The following is a 21,384-nucleotide window of genomic DNA, read 5'->3' as shown; positions in this document are numbered from 1 at the left end:
AACGAACTATTACACTCGACTCATGAATCACCATTACTTAGCTGCAACTAAACGAATATCCGTTAAAACTTCTGGTAAATCATCATCTAGTTCGGCTAACTTACTCCAGATGGTTGTCATTGTTTCATAAAACTCACGAGAATTTTCGTCAGAATTTAAACTTCCTAAAATATTCAACCATAAAAGCTCAACTAAATAAACCTCATTAACCCTAGTATGCTCCTTGAGATGGTTTTTAAAACTTGTTTTGAATAAAGCAGCTAAGTCTAAATCAGATTGGAAAACGATTCCACGAACGCTTTCGTTCACTGCAAAAAATTCTTTCAACAAGTGAACAATACTAAAAAAGTCAGTCATCTGATAAGTGTCTAAATATTTTTCAAAGCTTTTCTTGATCTCGTCGATAATCGTTTCTTTTAATACGCCAATAGAATCAAAATGTGCATAAATCGGATATGTTGAACAGCCACAATACGCAGCTAATTTTCTAGCAGTAATCGAATGCAAACCAAATTCTTCTGCATAGACCATACTTTTAAATAGCAAATATTCTTTACTAAAATTGGTTACTCTACCCATTTCTTTCACCCTTTTCATTTGATTTTATTCTTCACAGTAATATTTTCTCTAACGATTCTTTGTCAATATCCTGCGTAACTTTATGTAGGGGGAAAGCGTATAGAAAAAGTCGCTATCTTTTATGATAAATATAACATCAATCATCCAATAAAATAGTAGCTGTCATCTCACGTAATAGACCTGTGACTAGGATGATTCGGTAGAACATAGCCAATAAACCATTCATATCAAGCTTGACTATAGTGTTATATTTCATACGTCTAAAAGAAATTTCATTACTTTTTTCTAACTTGACAAAACGCGCTTGGACATAAACAATAGAATAAACAACTAAACAATAACCTTAAAATAACAAGTTATATTATCACGGTCTAATACCCTGTGAGAATAACATAGTATAAAAACACTTACCACTCACACTTTATGGCCTATCCTGTACATATTTAGGAGAAAGGAGTTTCTAATGTTAGTTGATGCAAAAAAAAAGGAGCTACTCGTTCTTTATGAAATTATCCAAAGTGATACATGTTCCTTACAAGATCTTTCAAATAAACTCGTGATCCCCAAACGCACAGTGAAAGATTTGATACGAAAACTTAACCAAGCAATTAGTCAGTTATTTGAATTTCATACGTTTATTTACTCGAATCATAAAGGAGAGATTCAAATCAGTGAAGACTACGAAGAAACAAAAATGGAAGTATTTTATCGCTTGAAATTAGTCTTTTTACGTGAATCACAACGGTTTAATTACTTATTACTTTTGATGGACAGCCCTGATGTTTCCGTCGCCAAGGAAGAGTTGAGCCAAAAATTATATATTTCTTCTTCTTACTTAGAAAAATTAACTACTCGAATCAATAAGGACTTAAAAAAATTTCACCTACAAATTATTTCCTCAAATAATTGTTACACTTTATCTGGGGATGAACAATTGATCCGAATCTACCTATACATATTTCTATCTGATGCTTTTCAAGGAACTGAATGGCCGTTTACGACGATTGATTTAGCCGCTATGAAGCAGGAAATCACTTTGTCAGATGCGTTCCAGCTTTCCACTCATTCTGAAACGGAGCAAAAAAATATTTATTTGCTCTATGCGGTGTTCAAACTTAGAATCAAGCAAGCTTCTTTCTTAGAAGCCCCCACAAGCGATATTCAAAAGTTACTGAGGCTACTCTTTCACACATATGATTTTTCTGGTTCGTTTAAAAACATGACAATGGAACAATCTGAAAAACATGCTGAGAACGAATTACTCGTGTTCAATTTCATGGTTCTTTGTTTCTTCCCCAGCTGGATACATGTGCAACAAAAACTACTCATCGGTAAATATTTCAGACAAGTGGACCATCCTTTTTGTCAATTCGCACAAAAATTAACTATTCGATTAACTAAGTATTTCCCGACAATTGAGACGACTGAAAAACTCGCCTTCTATCACTATTTCATCACCCTTGCGCTTACACTTGTTTCATTATTAGGAGAATCAATCATTGAATTTCACACACTTTATTTCCCTGTTGTGACAGAACCGATATCAGAAGATGATGTCCAATTCCAATCGATTCTCAAAGAAATCAGTGCTCTTTGTCCAACGAGGTTGCGTTCAGCTCACGTTATTCATTACTTGAGTTCGCTGATTTATCAATTGGTTTGCTCTGAGACAGATACACAACTTTTGATCTATTTAAAAATGACGAAGACTCTAACTGGCAACTATCATCTAAAAAATCGTTTGGAAAAATTGTTCAATCATGAAACAATTCTTCTCACCTTTTCGCCAGAAAACGCGGACTTAATCGTTACTGATTGGTTTGAAGCAGCACAGCAAACCACGCCTTCTTTTTACTGGGATCTAACAAATGAAGAAATCAGCTGGCAAAAACTTGTCCTATTTATCCAGACACTCTATGACAAAAAAACACAACGCAATTCAAAGCAAACATTGCTACCTGTGGCACATAAGCAAAAAGAAGCACCGGCTTTTATCAATTGACAAAAGCGGTGCTTCTTTTTTATTTTTATCTATTGCTTTGCTAGTTAGCCTTTAGTCTCGACGGTTATTTCCGCCAAACAACAGAATCAAGCGGAGTAACTGTAAGAAGGTTGCCAGCGCTGCAGCGACATAAGTCAATGCTGCCGCAAACAAAACGTGACGCGCCATTGGCACTTCGTCTTCAGTCAATAAGCCACCCTCACTTAATATCTGTAACGCACGTCTTGACGCATTGAATTCAACTGGCAAGGTCACTAATTGGAATAACAACGCCAATGAAAAAGCGAAAATCCCGATATGGATTAACGTATAATTCCAACTAAACAAAACGCCAACCATAATCAATGGCAACGAAATTGCAGAGCCAAAATTAGCTACTGGAACCAATGCTGCACGAATTTTTAACGGTGCATACCCAACAGCATCTTGGACTGCGTGACCGCATTCATGGGCAGCTACACCAATTGCAGCAACTGAAGTCGATTGCGCTGTTGCTTGTGATAAGCTTAGCATTTTATTCCCTGAATTATAATTATCTGTTAAATTCCCAGCGATTGGTTGAACGCCAACGTTTTGGATGTTTTGACTGCTCAAAATGTATTGTGCAGCTTGTGTTCCTGTTACATTATTTTTGCTACGGATTTTATCATATTTCTTGAATGTGCTGTTGACATATGCCGAAGCGATTCCTGAAATGGCTAACCCGATGATGACTAAGATAAACGTTGGATCAAAAAAATTGTAGAACCCATACATTTAAGCTCACTCCTTTTCATTTTCTTTATTCTACCATGAGAAGAGAGAAAAAAATGTGAAGAGACTTTGAAGCTTTTAGTTTTTCTTAACGAACTCAGACTTTAACTTCATTGGACCAAAGCCATCAACTTTGCAATCAATATTATGGTCGCCTTCAACTAAACGAATATTTTTGACTTTTGTTCCTTGCTTAATTGCGCCAGAAGCACCTTTGACTTTTAAATCTTTGATGACTGTGACACTGTCACCTTCTGTCAAAGGATTTCCGTTTGCGTCAAGCACAACAAGTCCTTCTTCCACGTTTTCTATTTGTTCGGCGCTCCATTCATGGCCACATTCTGGACAAATAAATAATCCTCTGTCTTCATAAGTATACTCAGACCCACAAGTTGGGCAATTTGGTAATGTCATCTTCTTTCTCCTTTAAAATCTATTATTGAGCATCATTGTAACGAAAAAAAGAGCCTTTGAAAAGAGTGCTTGTGAATTTTGTACAAAAAAAGAGTAAAGAAAGTGACTGATGTGCTGTTCTTCTTCCAAAAGTCGCTTTTCTTTACTCCCTTAATGTCTTTTTCGATTATTTTTGTTGGTACTCTCGACACAAAGATTGGATTTCTTGATAGATTTCTTCTACCTCACGTAGATCTTTTGCATTTGCACCACTTGCTAATGGATGTCCGCCCCCGTGATGACGCTTTGCTAGCTCATTGATTACTGGCCCTTTTGAACGCAAACGAACACGGTAATGTCCTTCCGGTTGTTGAACAAAGATTCCCCAAGCCAATACTTCATCGACAACACCGGGCAAAGCAACGATTGCTGCAGTTTCAGAATCATCGATTCCATAGTCAGTCAACAATTCCTTCGACAAAAGCACTCGACCAGCACCGTTATGATCGACCTCAAGATGTTGGTATAAATACCCTGAAAGTTTAGCAACTTTCATTGGCATTTGTTCTAATTCACGATTTAATTGCCCTGCATCAAATGGATAGCTCATTAAGACAGCTGCAATTTCTAATGTTCGTGGCGTTGTTGCTGGGTATAAAAATCTTCCGGTGTCACCTACAATCCCTCCATAGAGTAAACGGGCTGCAGTTGCATTGATCGTTAGTTCATCTGGAAACATCAAAGCAAATGAAGCAATCATTTCACTACAACTGCTTGCCGTCGTATCTACCCAAACGAGATCTCCGTAAGGCTCATCATTGGGATGGTGGTCGATCTTGATCAACTGATCACCTAGTGGATAACGGTCATCACTGATTCGTGGCGAATTCGCTGTGTCCGTCACGATAACTAATGCGCCTTGATACAATGCATCATCAATTGTTTGCATCTCTGCTAAAAAACGAAGTCCCTCAACAGTTTCGCCTACTTGATAAATTTCTTTTGTTGGAAAGCTTTCCCGTAAAATTTCTGCTAAGCCAACCTGCGAACCGATTGCATCTGGGTCAGGACGTTGGTGACGATGAATGATGATTCGTTCTGCTGCCTGAATCGCTGTTAAAATTTCTTGTTGAATCGTTGGTTCTGCTGTGTTTCTCATGTCTTCCCTGCTTTCTAAGAACGTTCCATTACTTGGCAAACAACAATTGCTTTTGCCACAATAATATTTTCAATATACACTTCAATATCTAGTTTTGCTGAACGGCGCCCAATTTCTAGCACACGTGGTTGGATATCTAATTCACTCTCTAATTGAATTAAACGTAAATAATGGAGGTTCATTTGTTCAATCAAGATATTCCGTCGTTGGTTCAGTAACATCGTTTTTTGAGCAACATCTGAAATAATCTCACTCAATACCCCAAATGAAATCGTTCCTACGCCGTTAACCATTTGTGGTGTTACCGTAAATTTGAATTTAGGATTTTCTAGACGATTTCCTTCACGATCTGTTTCAATCGTTTGGATATCACCTGAAATTTGATCAGAAATCGTATCGGCAATTTGTGGTTGTCGCTGAACAAGCTGCATAGCTTTCATCACATCTTGACGCGTAATTACGCCTTCCAACGTCAAATCATCCGAGACCACAGGCATCACTTCAAGTCCATCCCAAATCATTTGATGACTTACTGAAGCAACACTCATCGTTTTCTTGACACTAATTGGTTCTTTCGTCATTACCCGTTCAATGAGTTGACTTTCAGATTTTCCCAAAATGTCCTTGGCTGTCACGATGCCCATCAACCGTTGGTGGCGATTGACAACTGGGAAACGTGAATGTTGCGTTTCTTCTGACAATCGTTGAAAATCAGCGACGGTTTCCGTCGGCAAAAGATGGTACGTTTTTTCTGCCGGCATATAAATATCACTAACTAACATAATATCTTTTTTGATCAATTGATCGCTCAATGCACGATTGATCATGGTCGCAACCGTAAATGTATCATAAGTTGTTCGTAAAATGGGCATTGCTAATTCATCTGCCAATTGAGAGATTTCTGGCGTTGTTTCAAATCCCCCAGTAATCAAGACAGCTGCACCATCTTCTAATGCGAGCTTTTGGACATCCGTTCGATTCCCCACGATCATTAGCGAACCGGGAGTGATATAGCGTTCCATCGCATGCTTCGTCATTGCACCAATCACAAACTTATTGAGATCTTTGTCTAGACCTGCTGCGCCTCCTAATACATCCCCTTCAATGATTCGGACAACTTCACCAAAGGTCAAACGTTCAATATGTTTCTTTAATTTCCGCTCGATCCGAATCGTTCCGACACGTTGGATAGTTGATACTAAACCAATGTTTTCGGCATCTTTGATTGCTCGGTAAGCTGTCCCCTCACTGACATTCAGTTCTTTTGCAATGCTCCGAACAGAAATTCGATTGCCTACTGGTAAACTTTCGATATATTCTAAAATCAAATCATGTTTTGTCGCCATTTTTCCCCTACACTTCCAGCGTATCTGATACGCTCATTATTTTTCCGACATTTGCTGGTAATAAGTCAAGAAACGCTTGTGGTTCTTGCTCGATTACCGGAAAAGTATTGTAATGAATCGGTACAACTTGCTTTGCACCAATTCGTTTGGCTGCGCGCGCTGCATCTTCTGGTCCCATCGTGTAGTTATCGCCAATCGGTAAGAAAGCAACATCAATCGCAAATTGTTCTGCCAGCAAAGCTAAGTCACTAAAATCCGCTGTATCTCCCGCATGGTAAATCGTTTTTCCTTCTGCTTGAAGAATGATCCCACTGGCTTCTCCCATATATTGAACGATTCCATTGACCTCATAACTTGAACTATGCAGCGCGGGAACAAGTTTTACTTCACCAAATGGAAACGCATGTTTACCACCAAGATTCATCCCAAATGCGTTCACACCTCTTGTTTGGGCATAGTCGGCAATTTCAACGATACTAATAATTGTTGCTTGGTTCTTTTGTGCAATTGGAATCATATCTCCAATATGGTCGCTATGACCGTGAGTTACTAAAATCCAATCTGTTTGGACTTCATCGACTGTTAAATCCGTTAATTTATTTCCAGTAATAAAAGGATCAATCAACAAGCGTTGCTTGTTTTTCATCTCAATTGAAAGACAAGAATGACCATGATAAGTAATTTTCATTTCTTCACTCCTCACAGATTTTTGGTTTGTGTACCTAAAATAAATAAAACGATTTCAATCTCATTGTTTCAATGAAACAAACCGCTTCCTCCACTTGTTTTTTTTTGAAATTTTAGTACAGTATGTTCCTTTTTATTGTAACAGATAACACAGAATTCACCAAGCAGACCTCTTCTTATTTTTTCAGATAAAAATAGAATTTATCGAATCAAATCTTAAGAATCCCTCCTGCTTTTTCTCACATAAATAGCGTTTCATTCCGATAAACACTCATAGTGAAAAAGAAGGAGGAATGACAAATAGCTTGTCATTCCTCCTGTTTCCGAATAGCCAATATTTTCCAAGCAGCGCCTTCGATAATAAAATTTTTTTCATAAAACGATGATTAACTATTTTTGTGCATTCTTGAAGTTTACGAGTCTTTGATCAGATCGGCGTAGATTGGTTGGACAATTGCCTCTAAGTCTGTTCGTGATAATAAGATACCGCGTCCTAATTCTCCACTAGAAATCAAAAGTTTTGATTGTTTTTTTAGAGAATGATCAAATACAAAAAGATCTTCAGGGTGCTGGCGTTTGATTCCCACTGGGGTATTTGCACCGTGTACATACCCTGTGTGCGCAAAAACAACATCCATATCAGGTAGTCCAACTTTATGATTTTTTGTTACTTCTCGCGTTTTTTTATAATCAAGACGTGCAGTCAGTGGTATTAAGGCAATAATAAAACCTGTTTTATCTCCTTTTAATACTAGATTTTTACAAACAAGATCAGCAGATAAGCCTTTTGCTGCTAGTGCAGATAAAAAGTCTACTTCCTCGACACCTACTAGGTCAATAATTTCAAAAGAAATTGCTTTTTCTTCTAAATATTGTTCTACTTTAGTTTTAGTCATCCATCATCAATCCCTTCCTTGATTCTCTATGCGTACAGATTCATTCTCCTACATAATAAAAAAGTAGAAGACCACCAAACAGGGGAAATCTTCTACCTTTTTTGATTTTTTAGAACAAAAATCTCTAGTAATTACTTTTTGCCACGTCGTTGTGTTGCTTCCATAATGACTGGTAAAATCACTGGACGACGTTTTGTTTGTTCAAATAAGTAACGACCCAATTGATCGCGGATATCTTGTTTTAATTTACTCCACTCAAAGTCATCACTTTCTAAATGTTTATTGACGATCTCTTCAATCATTCCTGTGCATTCTTTCATCAAATCACGACTGGCTTTGACATAAACAAATCCACGTGAAGTGATTTGTGGTTTTGAAACGATTTTCTTTTCTCGACGACTGATTGTAACGACTGCCACAAAAATCCCATCTTCCGATAAAATTTTGCGGTCGCGTAACACGATATTCCCAATGTCACCAACACCAAGTCCATCGATCATCACGTTTTCGGCACTAGTTGTACCAGCAACGCTCATTCGTTTATTCTTATATTCTAAAATATCTCCACGACCGGTGATGTAGATATTTTTGTATGGCATTCCAACGGCATGTGCCAAATCCGCATGTGCTGCTAATTCACGATATTCTCCTTGAACAGGAATAAAGTAAGTTGGACGCATGAAGTTTAACATTAGTTGCAAGTCGTTCGGATTTGCATGACCCGAAACACGCATGTTTTCTGAAATCAATTTCACTGTTCCGCCCGCACGATAAATCATATCTTCCGTTTTAGCAACCATTGTCTCCATTGCTGTGCTTGGCGTAGTTGTGATATAGACTAAGTCACCGTCTTCGATTTTCAGATTGCGGTGTGTGCCATTCGCCATTTTTTGTAATGACTTAATTGGTTCACCCATTCGACCTGTCTCAAGAATAATTAATTCTTCTGGTTCATAATTTTTCATTTCTTTTAAGGTAACCAATAAGTCTTCACTTGGTAATTGAACCTTTTCTAAACGCATTGCCGTCCGAATAATTCGTTCAAAATCTTGTCCTGTTAAGACCACTTTACGGTTAGCTTTTGCTGCAGCATCTAGCACTTGCTGTACTCGTTGTAAATTACTTGCCACGCAAGCAACAATGATACGACCTTCCCAATATTCGATTGTATCAAAAACTTCATCAGCAATTTGCAATTCAGAAGCAACGGGTGCTGGATTCTCAGCGTTCGCAGACTCACTTAGAAGTGCTAGTACGCCTTCTTTACCAATTTCTGTCAAACGTGCATAATCTGTTTGATACATTGGAATCGCTGTTTGATCAAATTTAAAATCGCCTGTATAAACAATATTTCCTTCTGGTGTTTTTAAATTGATTCCCACAGAATCTGGAATCGAATGTGTTGTGCGGAAGAAACTGACGATTGTTTCACCAAAATCAATCTCAGTATGTTCATCCACAACATGGAAATCTTTGAATCCTTTTGAATCTTCATTGCGACTAACACTTATTTTAGCTAATTCGATCGTTAACTCCGTTCCAAAAACTGGAACAGCTAATTTAGATAAGAAATAAGGCAAAGCGCCAATTGCATCTGCATGTCCGTGTGTTAAAAACACGCCAGCCACTCGATCTATATTTTCTTCTAAATATGTGAAGTCAGGAATGACAACATCGATTCCCAAAAGTTCATTTTCTGGATATTTCAATCCACAGTCTAATACAAAAATATCTTCTCCAACTTCTGCGACATACATATTTTTTCCATTTTCGCGGACACCGCCTAATGGAATGATTTTAATGGTACTCACAAATTTCACCTCTTCTATGGCATCACTTTCAAATGATGTCCATTCTCTACTTATATTGATTACTAATCTATTTAACTACTAATTGATTAACGAATTACTTTATTGCCAACTACTCCATTGTAGTAAATAACTAAAAAATTGTTTTTTGGTTGCTTATACAAAAGTCAACGAGACTCTAAAGGCAATCCTTACATAGAACTGGTGCTTTCCTATCTATTCTTTTGCCATTGTTCATCTTGTCGTTTTTGGATAAGTGTTTCTCGCTCTACAATGAATCTTCTTTACGCAATAACTGATTGCATCCAAGCCAAATAATTTAGCTGTCGCTATCATTATACAACAAAATCAGCAAATCGCTAGCATCTACAATCGTTTCCTACGGCCTTCTTAAAAAAGTACCAGACCTTTTCTTTTCATTGCACATAACCAAAGACAGGAAAGACTTCACTAGACCTATAACCACATTTTTCTTACACTTCTTGCTTTTACTGATTTTTTGCCACTTGCTCGAAACATACTTGTTACATTCTAGCACATTTCGAACGATAACTATAGCTTGTTTTTATTCCTATTCGTTGATTTCCTTTGGTGCTCTTCATCATTAAGGTTCATTTAAGTTAGACCTTTTACAATTTGGCAATGCAACACTATAGGAGGGATTGAAAACAATGAACTTTATCAAACGCGCACTAAAAAGTACCAAAGTGAAATGGGGCCGCTCGCTCCTCTTATTCGCTGTTTTTACAGCGATTTTAGTCTTTGTTCTCGCGGGTCTAACTATTCGTAGTGCAGCCGAGCAAGCTGCCAGCGAAGCACAAAAAGAAGTTGGTGCAACCGTTACGTTAAGCGCTAATCGCGAGGCAAGTTTCCAAAAACCAGATGAAACAGCAACTAGCGGAACAGATTCAGATGACACAACCCAAGAAAGAATTGACCCGGGAAGCTTTTCATTAACACCAGTTTCATTAGAAGATGCACAAAAGATTGCTGATTTAGCAGATGTTAAGAGCTACTCTTTTGAAAGTTCCGCTTCTGCATTAGCAAGCGATGGAATCACAGCTATTTCAAGTTCTGATTCAACAGATAGTTCTACTGAAACAACCGATGCAAATCAGCCAATGGGAGGCGGAATGCCTGGTGGTGGTCAAATGACACAAGCAGACTTTCAAGTTACTGGTGTGTTAGCCTCCGCGCAAAATAGTACTTTTTCAAGTGGAACAGCAACAATTACTGATGGTGAAGGAATTGATGAAAGCGACAAAGATACGAACCATGTTCTTATTGAAGAAACATTAGCAACTGCCAATGATTTAGCAGTTGGAGATACATTTACGATTACTAGTTCTGAGGACGAAGAAACAACTTATGAACTGACTGTGAAAGGCATTTATAAATCTAGCGAAAGTAGTAATAGTATGGAAATGCAATTCAGTATGATGAACCCTTCCAATACTTTGTACACTTCCTACACATTAGCCAATGAATTAAATGGAACAGCCGAGGACAATACCGTTGATTCTGCCGTCTATACACTCGCAGACCCAGAAAACATGGATGAATTTGTAGCAGAAGCTGAGAAACTTATTGACACAGATACTTTCAGCTTACAATCAAATGATGCAGCTTATCAATCAATGCTCGAACCTTTGAACAATGTAGCCAGTTTTTCCAAAAATGTCGTCTTGTTAGTTGCCGTTGCTGGCATTATTATCTTGACATTGATCATCATGATCACTATTCGTGAACGTCGCCATGAACTTGGTGTCTTACTTTCATTAGGCGAATCTCGAATCAAAATTATTTTACAATTATTTACTGAAGTAGCTTTATGTATGATTTTAGCACTAGGCGTGGCAGCAGTTAGCGGAAACGTAGTGGCAAATGTGGTGGGACAACAGCTGATAGAGCAACAAACAAGCACTGATCAAAACACACAAACAAACGATGAAGGAACCCAACGACCAAACGGAGAAAATCCTGGTGGACGTGGTCAAATGGGCACACCGGGTGGCAACAATAATCCGTTCACCGTTTCTAATGAAGTCAGCGAGCTTTCAATCAATGTAACACCAACGCAAATCGGTTTTCTTGCCTTGGTTGCTTTAGGAATCAGTTTGCTTTCTGTTTGCTTAGCTTCCATTGGCATCTTGCGTTTGAATCCACGAAAAATTTTATTAAATTAAAGGAGGTACACATATGTTACGAACAGAAAACTTAGGATTTTGGTATCAAAATCCAGAAGATGCACTTTACCAAGAAGTCTCATTAACTTTTGAAACAGGCAAAATATACGCGATTTTAGGTGCCAGTGGTTCTGGTAAAACGACCTTTCTCTCACTGATCTCTGGTTTGGATAATCCTAGAGAAGGAACCGTGTATTATGAAGATCGTCCCTTAGCAAAAATCGGTCTGAGAAATTATCGTAAGAATAGCGTTTCGATTATTTTCCAAGCATATAACTTACTTCCTTATCTTTCTGCAGTTGACAATGTCGTTGCAGCCATGGAAATTTCTCAAACCAAACAAAAAAATCGACGTCAAATCGCACTTGAACACTTAGCACGGGTCGGCATTGATGAACAAATGGCCCAAAAGAAAGTAACATTACTTTCCGGTGGTCAACAACAACGAGTAGCTATCGTTCGTGCAATCTGTTGTGATCACCAATTGATTGTCGCGGATGAGCCAACTGGAAATCTGGATGAAACAACGTCTCAAGAAATTGTTCAGTTATTCCAAGAAATCGCACATGAACAAGATCGTTGTATCATCCTTGTTACTCATGAACTAGACGTTGCCAAAAAATGTGATGAAGTTTATGAGTTAAAAAACAAAGAATTCACTCGTAAAATGCTCGCTTTACCCAACGATGACTAAAAGAAAGAAGGCTGTGACAAAAGTATTGTCGCGGCCTTCTTTGCTGAATAAATGGTCTACACTATTTTGCGTTATAACCATAGCCACGGTGCTCACCAAGCTGCTTCGCAAAATAATTTACAACTGTCGAAAAATATGAAAAGCTATTTTTAGAAAAAAACTCCTTATTACTTGAAGCTAAGGACTTGGAGTCACAACCTTTTTTAAATTTCCCTAAATCCGCCTCTAGTCCCAAGTTTTCTCAAGTACCTTGTAGTAAACTAAGTAAAATCATTGAATTAATTATTCAAATAATTTTCTACAACTTTTGGAGGTCAACATGAAAAAAAATCAACCAAAAACATGGACACTACTTGCTACGACTTTAATCGCAAGCCAAGTTCTATTAAGTACACCCTTAGCATTTGCTCAAGATTCAGCAACAAGTGAAACCGTTGCGACCACTTCAACAACGAACCAAGAAACAAGTCAGTCTACAAACCAAGCAGAAAAAATTCAAGTTAATGCTGTTGCACTCGGTAACGCACTAACTAAAGAACAACAAGACTATACGTTAAACAAATTAGGAATCAAAGGCGAAACACCGATTTATACAACAAATGGAACAGACCTAATGAACTATATTCCTGATGGTGGCTTCAACCAAGAATGGGCAGTCTACAGTTCCGTCCGTATGCAAACTTTGGCAGAAGGAAAAGGAATCAACGTTGATATCGCTACACCCGAAAATATTACGAAAATTACCGCAGCGCAATATCAAAACGCTGCTTTGACTGCTGGGATCACGGATGCCCAATTAACGATTGCTTCTGCCGTTCCAATTGATGGCTCTGGTGCACTAGCAGGTGTTTACAAAATCGTTGAAGAATCTGGCGGAATCATCAATAAAGACCGTGTAGAAGTCGCGCAAGATGAGATGAACGTCCTTTCTTCAATCACAGAAGAAAACAAAGACAAAGAAGGTTACTCTGATGAGGCTTTGAATGCCGCACAAGAGCAAGCAAAAGCTGAACTAGCAACCAAAACGAAAGACGGTCAGAAATTAACTAAAGAAGAAATCCAGCAAACTGTCGAAACAGCTTTAAAAGATCACGGACTTGCTGATATCATGACGACGGATCAAGTCAGTGAACTAACTTCACTCATGAGCGATATGAAAGATAAAAATATCTTTGAAGACTTCGTGAATGAACTAGACTTAACAGAAACTAAAAAACAAATTGAAGAAAAATCTAAAGGACTATGGGCGCAAATCAAAAACTTTTTCAGTGGTCTTTGGGATTCAATTACAAGTATGTTTGAATGATCAACAGCAAAAAGGGTGGAACAAAACGTCATTTCGTTTTGTTCCACCCTTTATTTTTTAGTCCAGGCAAGTAAAAATTATTTATCTTTTTTTGAAAATTTATCTTTGATATCTTCAAAACCTTCTTTGATGTCATCACCAAGATCACGCGCTTTTTCTTTGATGTCTGCGCCTAAAGATTGTGCTTTTCCTTCAACCTCTTTTGATTTATCATCAGTTGCTTTACCATAAGCTTCTTTACCTTCACCGACTACTTTGTCCTTCAAGTCTTCTGAACGTCCTTTTAAATCTGCCATGATTCTTCCTCCTTGATAAATAATGATTATTTTTAATCTACTTATAGAGTAACATCAACCAATTATTCAGACAAATAGAACACCTCAGACGCTTATTTTTTTCATTAACGCAATTGTTCAAATGTCCCCCAAACCTTGACTTCTTTTCCTTGAACCATCACTTCCCCTTTGGCAATCACTGTATCAATTGCCAGTGTATCTGCATCCAATAAACACAAATCAGCATCATTTCCGACTTTTATTTGGCCCTTTTTAGCTAGTTTCAATACACGTGCTGGATTAGATGTGATTGCTCTTAGTGCGATTTCCAATGGAATATTTTCTCTTTCAACAGCTTCTTTGATTCCAACTAATAATGCTTTAGCACTTCCGATACCCATTCCTAAGAAATGATTATTTTCATCAAAATAAGGTAAACTCCCCTGCCCATCAGAAGTCATTGTAAAGTTGTCTAGAGAAACGCCTTCTTCAATCACTCGTTTTAGCGCTTGGCTGAAACGAATTTCACCATCAGTTTTTTCCCAAAAATCGGGATCTTCACTTGCGGTAAAATCAATGGTTCCCCCTTCTTTAGCAAAGGCTAAACAAGATTCAAATAAATCGGCTGTTCGATTCGCATGGGTTGGCCAAAATTGGGTAATGGGAATTTCAGTTTCTTCCACAACACGTGTTAACAATTCTAATTTTCTTGCCCCACCACCTAAATGAACATTCGTGATTCCTGCCTTGCCAGATAACATACCGCCAACTCGAGCGTCTGCAACTGCTCGAGAAAATTCTTCAAATGTTGGTTGGGAAGAACGATGATCAGAAACCGCAATTTCTCCAATCCCAATTACTTTATCAATCACTAAGAAATCTTTGATCAATGAATCTGTCACTGTTTTGACTGGTAAACGATAGGAACCTTCATACACGTAAGTCGTGATTCCCTCTGCTTCTAGTCCACGTGCTTTACTAATGAGTGCAGTCATATCTCGCCCTTGTCCATCTGTTCCTAAACACCCAACGACTGTCGTCACACCCGCACTGGTCAACTGACTAAGCGTCACTTCCGGAGTTCGGTTTTGGAAGCCACCCTCACCTCCACCACCTAAAATATGAAAGTGACCATCAATAAAACCTGGAGTCAAGATTTTCCCTCGTCCATCGATTTCTTCCAATGTCACTTCCGCAAAATCACTAGTCAATTGTTCTTCCATGGCAATGATTTCGTTTCCTGAAAGTAAAACATCCATCACACCTAAATAATCTGGTGCATAAACTTGTGCTTGTCGAATGATCTTCATGAATTTCCCTCATTTCTTTTCAAAAAAGGATGAACGAAGATCAGTTCACTGACCTGTCCATCCTCCGCTTTATTTTCTATTGTAACCCAATTGCAATCGCAATCATAATAAAAATCGTTCCCAAAATAAATAAGAATCCTTGCATCTTGATTTGGAATTTCGCCCATTTTGCCCATTCGATCCGAGCAACACCTAGTACACCAATCAAACTAGCCGAAACTGGCGTGAAAGCATCCATAAATCCAGAACCAAGCTGATAAGCCAAGACAGCAACTTGTCTTGAAACACCTACCAAGTCAGCAAGTGGTGCCATGATTGGCATCGTTAATGCTGCTTGACCGGAGTTCGATGTGACCACTAAATTGAACAAACTTTGGAACAAGTACATTGCCCATGCACCAATCACAGCCGGTACACCTGTTAAGACTGTTCCAATACTGTGTAATATCGTATTCAGCGCGGAAGGAATGGAAGCATCTGAACCACCCAATACAAGTAAGATCCCTTTTGCCATACCAACAACAATCGCTGTTCCAGCTAAATCAGCTGCACCTGATTGGAAAGAAGAAGCAACATCATTGATCTTCATATCATTTAGATTAAAGATTACTGCAATGATCCCTGCAGCTAATCCCATGACAAAGAATTGCGAAGCAATTTCTGGAATATAATATCCTTTTTGTGTGACTCCCCAAATGATCCAGACTAAAACAATCAACATTTCGGCTAGAATCAATTTATGTCCAAGTGTGAAAGCTTTTTTCTCGTCTGTTGTTTTTTCAAGATGATCACGGAAGTAAGCATCTGACTTGTAGGTCACAGAACTTGCTGGATTTTTACGAATTCGTTCTGCATAAATCATTAAGTAAATCGCTGATAAACCAGTCACAATCACCCACATGATCAAACGGAAAGTTGCCCCAGACAACACTGGGATTCCAGCAATTCCCTGCGCGACAGCAACACTAAACGGACTCATCCAAGATGTCGCATTCCCAATCTGCGAAGCAACATAAGTGACCGTCACTGCGACAATCGAGTCATACCCTAGCGCAATAACGAAAGGTACCATCACCATTGAGAATGGAATAACTTCTTCAGCCATTCCAAACGTCGCACCTCCAAAAGAAAAAGCAAAAAATAATAGCGGCAAGGCTAAACGTTCAAGTCCTTTTGTTCTACTAATAATCGCATAGATTCCTGCATCAATTGCGCCCGTACGCATAATAATCCCAAAAGCACCACCGACAACCAAAATCAGTGCCGCAATCCCAACTGCAGAACCATATTTGTCACCAGAAACTAACCCTTCAAACACGAAGTTCAGGAAGCCAAATCCACCAAAATCGTCTGTTCCCCAAACTTTTGCTGTTTTGTGTAGTTTTTTCGACGTGTCATAGATATTATCTCCATACTCGTCATAAAGTACATCATCTGTTAAAGCAATCTCATCTAGTTTTTCTTGTGTTAACTGTTTTTCACCAGCGGCAAGCACGTCTTCTAGCCCGGCTTCTGGAACATCCAATTTCTCACGTTCCGCTGGATTATCTTGTAATTTCTCTAATTGATCAAAAACATACCCTTTATCAAGTGCATAGGCATAACGGAAAGAGTCTTGGCGAAGTACTGTTCGTGTACTTGTTTCTCCGTTTGCGTCTTGATATTCGATTTCCTGTGTACTAAAGCGACCAGCTGGTACCAAAAACGTTAAGATCCAAGCAAAGATTACTACACCAAAAATAATCACGTACGTGTGTGGCGTCGTTAGCTTGGTGAGGTCTCGCTTGTTTTTTTCCGAAGAAGGATTTTTCTTCAAGTAATTTCTTCCTTTCTGTTCACAATGATATTGTGATGAATAAAAAATGGATAATCAAAAAGATTATACAGGAAAACCCCTTCACTCACATGAATAATTTATTAGAAAATAATAAGTGAATCATACGATACAAATCGTTGATTTTATTACATTAATCTGATGATTCATTAGAAAATATTTTATCACCAAGTAAATTTAAGTCAAAATTCCCACACATTTCTCATACCGTTTCATTAAAAATAAACGAATATTCTTAACATTTCTTTTTTATAACCAATAAAAATAACGATCATTATCTATAAAGCCTTGAGCTATAAACTTTTTCATTACAAAAGGTAAACTTCGTTGCATAATTGATAACAAATGTATTATAATCATGGTGTAAAGAGTTTTGGGGAAGACTCTTTCATCAACGTGTATAAAGAGAGAAGAAAGAATTGTTAACAATTCTTTCTTCTCTCTTTTCCTTTTATTTTTCGCTAAAACAAGATCGTTTCGATTGTTTCAATATACTTTGCACCTAATGGATGCGCGTACAGTGTCACACCCTCTTTGACTGAAAGATCCAACTCACTTAAGCGATGCATCATTTCCTGAACTTCTTCTGCTGTCAATGAATTGGACGCAATTACAGGATTGACTCTTTGATTTTTCCCTTCACTATCTGAAAAGATCAACTGTAGTTTTTTCATTTTCTCTTCTCCTTTAACTCTTTCGATAACTCGTTGCTTCCGTTTTCAAAACAGACGCAACTTGCACTTCTTTTGGTGCCAATAATTGAAAAACGTCACCTAATGCCAATACTTTTTCATCTTCTGGATTAGGAATAATCGATCCAATCGTTTGTCGATATTCTTTTTCTGTTTCCAAATTGGCAAAATAAATCGTTAATTTTGTACTTTCTAATTTTTTCTCCATAAGTTTCTCCCTTCTTGATTTATAAGTAAATGAAACCACGCCTGCACCGGTTCATTCGTCATTCATTTACTCACACTACTAGTAACGTGTTCAGAACACACAATGTCAAAATTTTAATTGATTTTTTCATCCTGCCATCGTTTTTTTAGTTTCTTTCGCCAATTCGCTATTGTTTGTCTACTTGCTGGTGCTAGGTAATCACTACTTCGAGCTTTTTCCAAACGATACGCTAAAAAACATTGTTCCTTCGCCGTTAATTTGTGCCAAAGAAAGCAAAGCATCAGTCTCTGATCAGCGTATTCATGCGAAACATCAGACGATCCAGTAGTAAGACTACTCATTGATTGTCGTCCTTGTTCCTCATTTACCGCTACTAAAATGTCTTGTTGACGCCAGATTTTTCGTTGGTATGTTTTTATTTCCCAGACAATTTTTTGAAATAAATAGCCTATAGGATAAGCTTCTTCAAATTTTTTTGACGTTGCAAAATCCCTTGCCACTTCAAAGAAAGCAATCCGCGCTAATTGAACATATTCCTCATATTCCTGATTGTTTTGATAAACTCCACATTTCTTTACCACTTTGTGATACAGCTTTTCATATTTCTGACATAAATCTTCTAATTCTTTTTGTTCCATCCTTTTCTGCCTTTTTCTTTTTTCCGGCCGGTACTTGTAGCTTAAGGAAAAATATAGCCACTGTAAAAAAGAAAAAGAGTTTTTTTGGGTCAAAAAAAGTTCCATGCCCATATGCTAAACTTTAGCTACACGAGGAATTATGACATTATTCTTGGAGGTAGTTTATGATTGAAACCAGCAAAAATCGTTTTACCATCAATGATTTAACGACTATTTATTGTGAATCGTCATTTGTTTCTTCTATAAAAAAAGAATCCCTTTTTAAATCTGAACAGCTTTATTTTTTATACCAAATTCCTTTAGATATCGAAATTTATGCACTGCTTCCAGACACAACCACAAAATTCAATCGTTGTTGGATCGTTTTTCAGCATGAGTGTATGTTGGTCGCAAGCTCGGCGCAAGAGATCATTACTTATCTACTAGACAGCCATCACCAGTTAAAATTAAGCTGGTATCTCAAAACAATGCGTACACTTCTTCCTGTCAACCACTACAAATTACCAGCAGCGATTCGAACACAGAGTTTACTACCGCTGGAATCTGCAAAAAAGGTAACTACCATTTGGTTCAATCCATTACAGGTGCAGTTGGTTGAAGAACACTCCTTTCAAACAACGATCCAGTTAACAAATCAGCTTCGTTTTCTTTCTCCAATCAAGAAACGAAATTTAACAAAAAGAATTCGCCTCGCGTTTTCTTGTCATTTAATGATCCACACAGATTTTTCACCACTTTATAGTCCAATCTTTTTTCCATTCTTTCCACAAGCAAAATGGTTGGCTCGTCCTTTTCAACAAGTTTTGGCACATCAGCAGCATTATCACCGTGGCACTTTTTTTCGTCAGTATCAACAAATTATTTTTCAGGAAGGGCAACAAGATTTTGAACAGGGGCCATGTTAAATCATTTACGAATTTTGTTATAAATTTATTTAAGAAATTGCCAGTAACTCGTAACTTCTATGTCAACATGCTATACTATTGCTAAGAACTTGAAGGAGTGAGAGTTATGTTATTACTATTACTAATTACTGTTTTATTGATTATTGTAAGTTCTTATATTCTAAGTTCTGAAGCATTTATTGATGCCAAAACGATCGTACGAGATCCACGGAAAATCATGTCTTTTACAAAAGCATTTTTCTTGGCTGCTTTTGCTTTATTTTTTGGTCTAATCTAACAGTAAATAAAATTTTAGGATTCGGTAAAAGAAGACATTCTTTCAACCGATCCTTATTTTTTTCTTTATCAGCGTATCAGTGTATCGCTAAAAAAACTCAGAGCAACCATTTGCACGGTTGCTCTGAGTTTTTTGTTAGGTATTTTTTCTTTGCACTATTTTAATTGTTCTTTTAGTTCTTTTTGGATTCGAGCGAGTTCGTCACTACTTGCTCGTTGATAAGAAATGCCATTTTCTCCAGTTGTACCGTCACCAGTAAATGAATCTCCTGCTAGTTGTTCTGAACGAATCGTTGAAAAGGCATCACGGTAATTAGTTGCTAAAACTTTGATTGTATCCCATGAAACATCCGTTGCTGCATTGTTGCCCAAAGCGTCCAACAAATTTGTATAGTTCGTCAATGTATCCACTGACTTTGTTTTGTTGATAATTCCAGAAATCACCTGACGTTGACGATCTTGACGTCCATAATCTCCTTTGGGATCATCGTATCGCATCCGTGCATATTTCACGGCCTCTGAACCATTTAACGTTTGTTTGCCGATTGGGAAATCAGTTCCATCGTAGCTAAATGTCAATTTATTATTTACATCAACACCACCAACTGCGTCAACCAACTCTTGCATTCCTTTCATATTGATTTCCGCGTAGTGGTCAATGGGAATATCTAACATGTTTTCAACTGTTGCAATAGACATTGCCACGCCTCCAAACGCATAGGCGTGATTGATCTTATCACTCGTTCCATGCCCAACAATCTCTGTGTAGGTATCACGAGGAATACTTACTAAAGTCGTTTTCTTCTTTTGTGGATTAACCGTTGCAACCATAATTGAATCTGAGCGACCTTGATCTGTGCGACCAAAATCTCCTGTATCCACACCTAGTAGTAAAATTGAAAATGGATCGCCAGCATCATAATTGATTGCTTTGTCCCGTTTTGATTCAGTGATTCGATCGACCGTTGCATAAGTCTTGTCTGCTGTGGACTTCACATCAAAATAAATTTTTCCTGCATAAACAGCAATCCCCGCAATAATAATCAACAAAATACTTAAAATCCATAAAAAAACTTTTCGTCCCGTGCTCATTCGTTTTTTCTCAGCTCTTCTCATCTTTTTTTCCCACTTATCCTTTAATTTTTCTCAACAGTTATTAAGATAACAAGTTGATCTCGTTTATCTTTCTTAGATAACGATACCAAAATGATTCTAACTTTTCAATGAGATTTCAAACAATTAAAGGTTTGCTTTAAAGTCTGTAAAAATGAGTTAATTTTTTATTGATATTTCTTTCACCTAATCATTTCTCTCCATCAATAATTGGGGCGACTGTTATCCACACCCCTTCGTGAAACACCTATATAAATAACTAACAAAATAGAAATAAATACTATTATGAAAAACTATTAAATCATTAAAAATAACTATCAAGCC

21 protein-coding genes are annotated in these 21,384 nt (G+C 37.6%); 6 read left to right on the top strand and 15 right to left on the bottom strand.

Features of this window, described 5'->3' with window-relative positions:
* Positions 1 to 33: 33 nt before the first annotated feature.
* Positions 34 to 579, bottom strand: a complete 546-nt coding sequence (locus DOK81_RS06715) for a TetR/AcrR family transcriptional regulator (protein WP_206909519.1) — start codon at positions 577 to 579, stop codon at positions 34 to 36.
* A gap of 463 nt (positions 580 to 1,042) precedes the next feature.
* On the opposite strand from DOK81_RS06715, the gene DOK81_RS06710 reads away from it, so the two are divergent.
* Positions 1,043 to 2,581 (top strand): helix-turn-helix domain-containing protein, encoded by a 1,539-nt coding sequence (locus DOK81_RS06710; RefSeq protein ID WP_206909518.1) that lies wholly within the window; start codon positions 1,043 to 1,045, stop codon positions 2,579 to 2,581.
* A gap of 51 nt (positions 2,582 to 2,632) precedes the next feature.
* On the opposite strand, the gene DOK81_RS06705 is transcribed toward DOK81_RS06710, so the two are convergent.
* The 7 genes from DOK81_RS06705 to DOK81_RS06675 all read right to left on the bottom strand — a co-directional run bounded on the left by DOK81_RS06705 (position 2,633) and on the right by DOK81_RS06675 (position 9,626).
* The gene (locus DOK81_RS06705; protein ID WP_206909517.1) at positions 2,633 to 3,337 is read right to left on the bottom strand and encodes a zinc metallopeptidase; all 705 of its coding nucleotides are present in this window, start codon (positions 3,335 to 3,337) and stop codon (positions 2,633 to 2,635) included.
* Between the two features lie 75 nt (positions 3,338 to 3,412).
* A complete protein-coding gene (locus tag DOK81_RS06700) occupies positions 3,413 to 3,748 on the bottom strand; it encodes a zinc ribbon domain-containing protein YjdM (RefSeq protein WP_206909515.1) in 336 nt (111 codons plus the stop codon).
* A gap of 166 nt (positions 3,749 to 3,914) precedes the next feature.
* Positions 3,915 to 4,886 (bottom strand): bifunctional oligoribonuclease/PAP phosphatase NrnA, encoded by a 972-nt coding sequence (locus DOK81_RS06695; protein WP_206909513.1) that lies wholly within the window; start codon positions 4,884 to 4,886, stop codon positions 3,915 to 3,917.
* A 14-nt stretch (positions 4,887 to 4,900) separates the two neighbouring features.
* On the bottom strand, positions 4,901 to 6,232 hold the full coding sequence (locus DOK81_RS06690) for a DRTGG domain-containing protein (RefSeq protein ID WP_206909511.1): 1,332 nt from the start codon (positions 6,230 to 6,232) through the stop codon (positions 4,901 to 4,903).
* Between the two features lie 7 nt (positions 6,233 to 6,239).
* Complete coding sequence (locus tag DOK81_RS06685; RefSeq protein ID WP_206909509.1) at positions 6,240 to 6,920, bottom strand: metal-dependent hydrolase; 681 nt, start codon at positions 6,918 to 6,920, stop codon at positions 6,240 to 6,242.
* Positions 6,921 to 7,332: 412 nt separating this feature from the next.
* Complete coding sequence (locus DOK81_RS06680) at positions 7,333 to 7,815, bottom strand: YbaK/EbsC family protein (RefSeq protein ID WP_206909508.1); 483 nt, start codon at positions 7,813 to 7,815, stop codon at positions 7,333 to 7,335.
* Between the two features lie 131 nt (positions 7,816 to 7,946).
* Positions 7,947 to 9,626 carry a ribonuclease J gene (locus DOK81_RS06675; RefSeq protein ID WP_206898279.1) on the bottom strand — a complete coding sequence of 560 codons (1,680 nt, stop codon included), beginning with the start codon at positions 9,624 to 9,626 and terminating at the stop codon, positions 7,947 to 7,949.
* 668 nt (positions 9,627 to 10,294) lie between these two features.
* On the opposite strand from DOK81_RS06675, the gene DOK81_RS06670 reads away from it, so the two are divergent.
* The 3 genes from DOK81_RS06670 to DOK81_RS06660 all read left to right on the top strand — a co-directional run bounded on the left by DOK81_RS06670 (position 10,295) and on the right by DOK81_RS06660 (position 13,809).
* A complete protein-coding gene (locus DOK81_RS06670) occupies positions 10,295 to 11,809 on the top strand; it encodes an ABC transporter permease (RefSeq protein WP_206909507.1) in 1,515 nt (504 codons plus the stop codon).
* 13 nt (positions 11,810 to 11,822) lie between these two features.
* Positions 11,823 to 12,503, top strand: a complete 681-nt coding sequence (locus tag DOK81_RS06665; RefSeq protein ID WP_206909506.1) for an ABC transporter ATP-binding protein — start codon at positions 11,823 to 11,825, stop codon at positions 12,501 to 12,503.
* A gap of 319 nt (positions 12,504 to 12,822) precedes the next feature.
* Positions 12,823 to 13,809, top strand: coding sequence for a DUF1002 domain-containing protein (locus tag DOK81_RS06660; RefSeq protein ID WP_206909505.1), 987 nt, complete (start codon positions 12,823 to 12,825; stop codon positions 13,807 to 13,809).
* A gap of 77 nt (positions 13,810 to 13,886) precedes the next feature.
* Here DOK81_RS06660 and DOK81_RS06655 read toward each other — a convergent pair whose 3' ends face one another.
* From DOK81_RS06655 to DOK81_RS06630, 6 genes are all read right to left on the bottom strand, one after another.
* Positions 13,887 to 14,105 carry a CsbD family protein gene (locus DOK81_RS06655; protein WP_206898275.1) on the bottom strand — a complete coding sequence of 73 codons (219 nt, stop codon included), beginning with the start codon at positions 14,103 to 14,105 and terminating at the stop codon, positions 13,887 to 13,889.
* A gap of 104 nt (positions 14,106 to 14,209) precedes the next feature.
* Positions 14,210 to 15,394 (bottom strand): beta-aspartyl-peptidase, encoded by a 1,185-nt coding sequence (gene iadA, locus DOK81_RS06650; protein WP_206909504.1) that lies wholly within the window; start codon positions 15,392 to 15,394, stop codon positions 14,210 to 14,212.
* A gap of 76 nt (positions 15,395 to 15,470) precedes the next feature.
* The gene (yfcC, locus tag DOK81_RS06645; protein WP_206909501.1) at positions 15,471 to 17,210 is read right to left on the bottom strand and encodes a putative basic amino acid antiporter YfcC; all 1,740 of its coding nucleotides are present in this window, start codon (positions 17,208 to 17,210) and stop codon (positions 15,471 to 15,473) included.
* 479 nt (positions 17,211 to 17,689) lie between these two features.
* Complete coding sequence (locus DOK81_RS06640; RefSeq protein ID WP_206909499.1) at positions 17,690 to 17,902, bottom strand: DUF2922 domain-containing protein; 213 nt, start codon at positions 17,900 to 17,902, stop codon at positions 17,690 to 17,692.
* Between the two features lie 13 nt (positions 17,903 to 17,915).
* A complete protein-coding gene (locus tag DOK81_RS06635) occupies positions 17,916 to 18,128 on the bottom strand; it encodes a hypothetical protein (RefSeq protein WP_206909497.1) in 213 nt (70 codons plus the stop codon).
* 113 nt (positions 18,129 to 18,241) lie between these two features.
* Complete coding sequence (locus DOK81_RS06630) at positions 18,242 to 18,766, bottom strand: hypothetical protein (protein ID WP_206909495.1); 525 nt, start codon at positions 18,764 to 18,766, stop codon at positions 18,242 to 18,244.
* Between the two features lie 164 nt (positions 18,767 to 18,930).
* Here DOK81_RS06630 and DOK81_RS06625 point away from each other — a divergent pair, with 164 nt between their 5' ends.
* Together DOK81_RS06625 and DOK81_RS06620 are read left to right on the top strand one after the other, a co-directional pair.
* Complete coding sequence (locus DOK81_RS06625; protein WP_206909493.1) at positions 18,931 to 19,671, top strand: hypothetical protein; 741 nt, start codon at positions 18,931 to 18,933, stop codon at positions 19,669 to 19,671.
* A gap of 106 nt (positions 19,672 to 19,777) precedes the next feature.
* Entirely contained in the window at positions 19,778 to 19,948 is a 171-nt protein-coding gene (locus tag DOK81_RS06620; protein ID WP_206909492.1) for a hypothetical protein, read from the top strand.
* A 155-nt stretch (positions 19,949 to 20,103) separates the two neighbouring features.
* Here the strand turns inward: DOK81_RS06620 and DOK81_RS06615 are convergent, their stop codons facing one another.
* Positions 20,104 to 21,063, bottom strand: coding sequence for an LCP family protein (locus DOK81_RS06615; protein WP_242589935.1), 960 nt, complete (start codon positions 21,061 to 21,063; stop codon positions 20,104 to 20,106).
* Positions 21,064 to 21,384: the final 321 nt, after the last annotated feature.

Source organism: Enterococcus sp. DIV0660C (genome assembly GCF_017316125.1).
Lineage (GTDB): Bacteria > Bacillota > Bacilli > Lactobacillales > Enterococcaceae > Enterococcus_B.
The sequence above is the reverse complement of the archived record's forward strand: the minus strand, read 5'-3'. Positions and strand labels throughout refer to the sequence as shown.

What these genes read in the sequence shown, in the direction of transcription:
- DOK81_RS06715 (WP_206909519.1), bottom strand. Translation starts at nt 579, where the DNA reads ATGGGTAGAGTAACCAATTTTAGTAAAGAATATTTGCTATTTAAAAGT.
- DOK81_RS06710 (WP_206909518.1), top strand. Translation starts at nt 1,043, where the DNA reads ATGTTAGTTGATGCAAAAAAAAAGGAGCTACTCGTTCTTTATGAAATT.
- DOK81_RS06705 (WP_206909517.1), bottom strand. Translation starts at nt 3,337, where the DNA reads ATGTATGGGTTCTACAATTTTTTTGATCCAACGTTTATCTTAGTCATC.
- DOK81_RS06700 (WP_206909515.1), bottom strand. Translation starts at nt 3,748, where the DNA reads ATGACATTACCAAATTGCCCAACTTGTGGGTCTGAGTATACTTATGAA.
- DOK81_RS06695 (WP_206909513.1), bottom strand. Translation starts at nt 4,886, where the DNA reads ATGAGAAACACAGCAGAACCAACGATTCAACAAGAAATTTTAACAGCG.
- DOK81_RS06690 (WP_206909511.1), bottom strand. Translation starts at nt 6,232, where the DNA reads ATGGCGACAAAACATGATTTGATTTTAGAATATATCGAAAGTTTACCA.
- DOK81_RS06685 (WP_206909509.1), bottom strand. Translation starts at nt 6,920, where the DNA reads ATGAAAATTACTTATCATGGTCATTCTTGTCTTTCAATTGAGATGAAA.
- DOK81_RS06680 (WP_206909508.1), bottom strand. Translation starts at nt 7,815, where the DNA reads ATGACTAAAACTAAAGTAGAACAATATTTAGAAGAAAAAGCAATTTCT.
- DOK81_RS06670 (WP_206909507.1), top strand. Translation starts at nt 10,295, where the DNA reads ATGAACTTTATCAAACGCGCACTAAAAAGTACCAAAGTGAAATGGGGC.
- DOK81_RS06665 (WP_206909506.1), top strand. Translation starts at nt 11,823, where the DNA reads ATGTTACGAACAGAAAACTTAGGATTTTGGTATCAAAATCCAGAAGAT.
- DOK81_RS06660 (WP_206909505.1), top strand. Translation starts at nt 12,823, where the DNA reads ATGAAAAAAAATCAACCAAAAACATGGACACTACTTGCTACGACTTTA.
- DOK81_RS06655 (WP_206898275.1), bottom strand. Translation starts at nt 14,105, where the DNA reads ATGGCAGATTTAAAAGGACGTTCAGAAGACTTGAAGGACAAAGTAGTC.
- iadA (WP_206909504.1), bottom strand. Translation starts at nt 15,394, where the DNA reads ATGAAGATCATTCGACAAGCACAAGTTTATGCACCAGATTATTTAGGT.
- DOK81_RS06640 (WP_206909499.1), bottom strand. Translation starts at nt 17,902, where the DNA reads ATGAAAAAACTACAGTTGATCTTTTCAGATAGTGAAGGGAAAAATCAA.
- DOK81_RS06635 (WP_206909497.1), bottom strand. Translation starts at nt 18,128, where the DNA reads ATGGAGAAAAAATTAGAAAGTACAAAATTAACGATTTATTTTGCCAAT.
- DOK81_RS06630 (WP_206909495.1), bottom strand. Translation starts at nt 18,766, where the DNA reads ATGGAACAAAAAGAATTAGAAGATTTATGTCAGAAATATGAAAAGCTG.
- DOK81_RS06625 (WP_206909493.1), top strand. Translation starts at nt 18,931, where the DNA reads ATGATTGAAACCAGCAAAAATCGTTTTACCATCAATGATTTAACGACT.
- DOK81_RS06620 (WP_206909492.1), top strand. Translation starts at nt 19,778, where the DNA reads ATGTTATTACTATTACTAATTACTGTTTTATTGATTATTGTAAGTTCT.
- DOK81_RS06615 (WP_242589935.1), bottom strand. Translation starts at nt 21,063, where the DNA reads ATGAGAAGAGCTGAGAAAAAACGAATGAGCACGGGACGAAAAGTTTTT.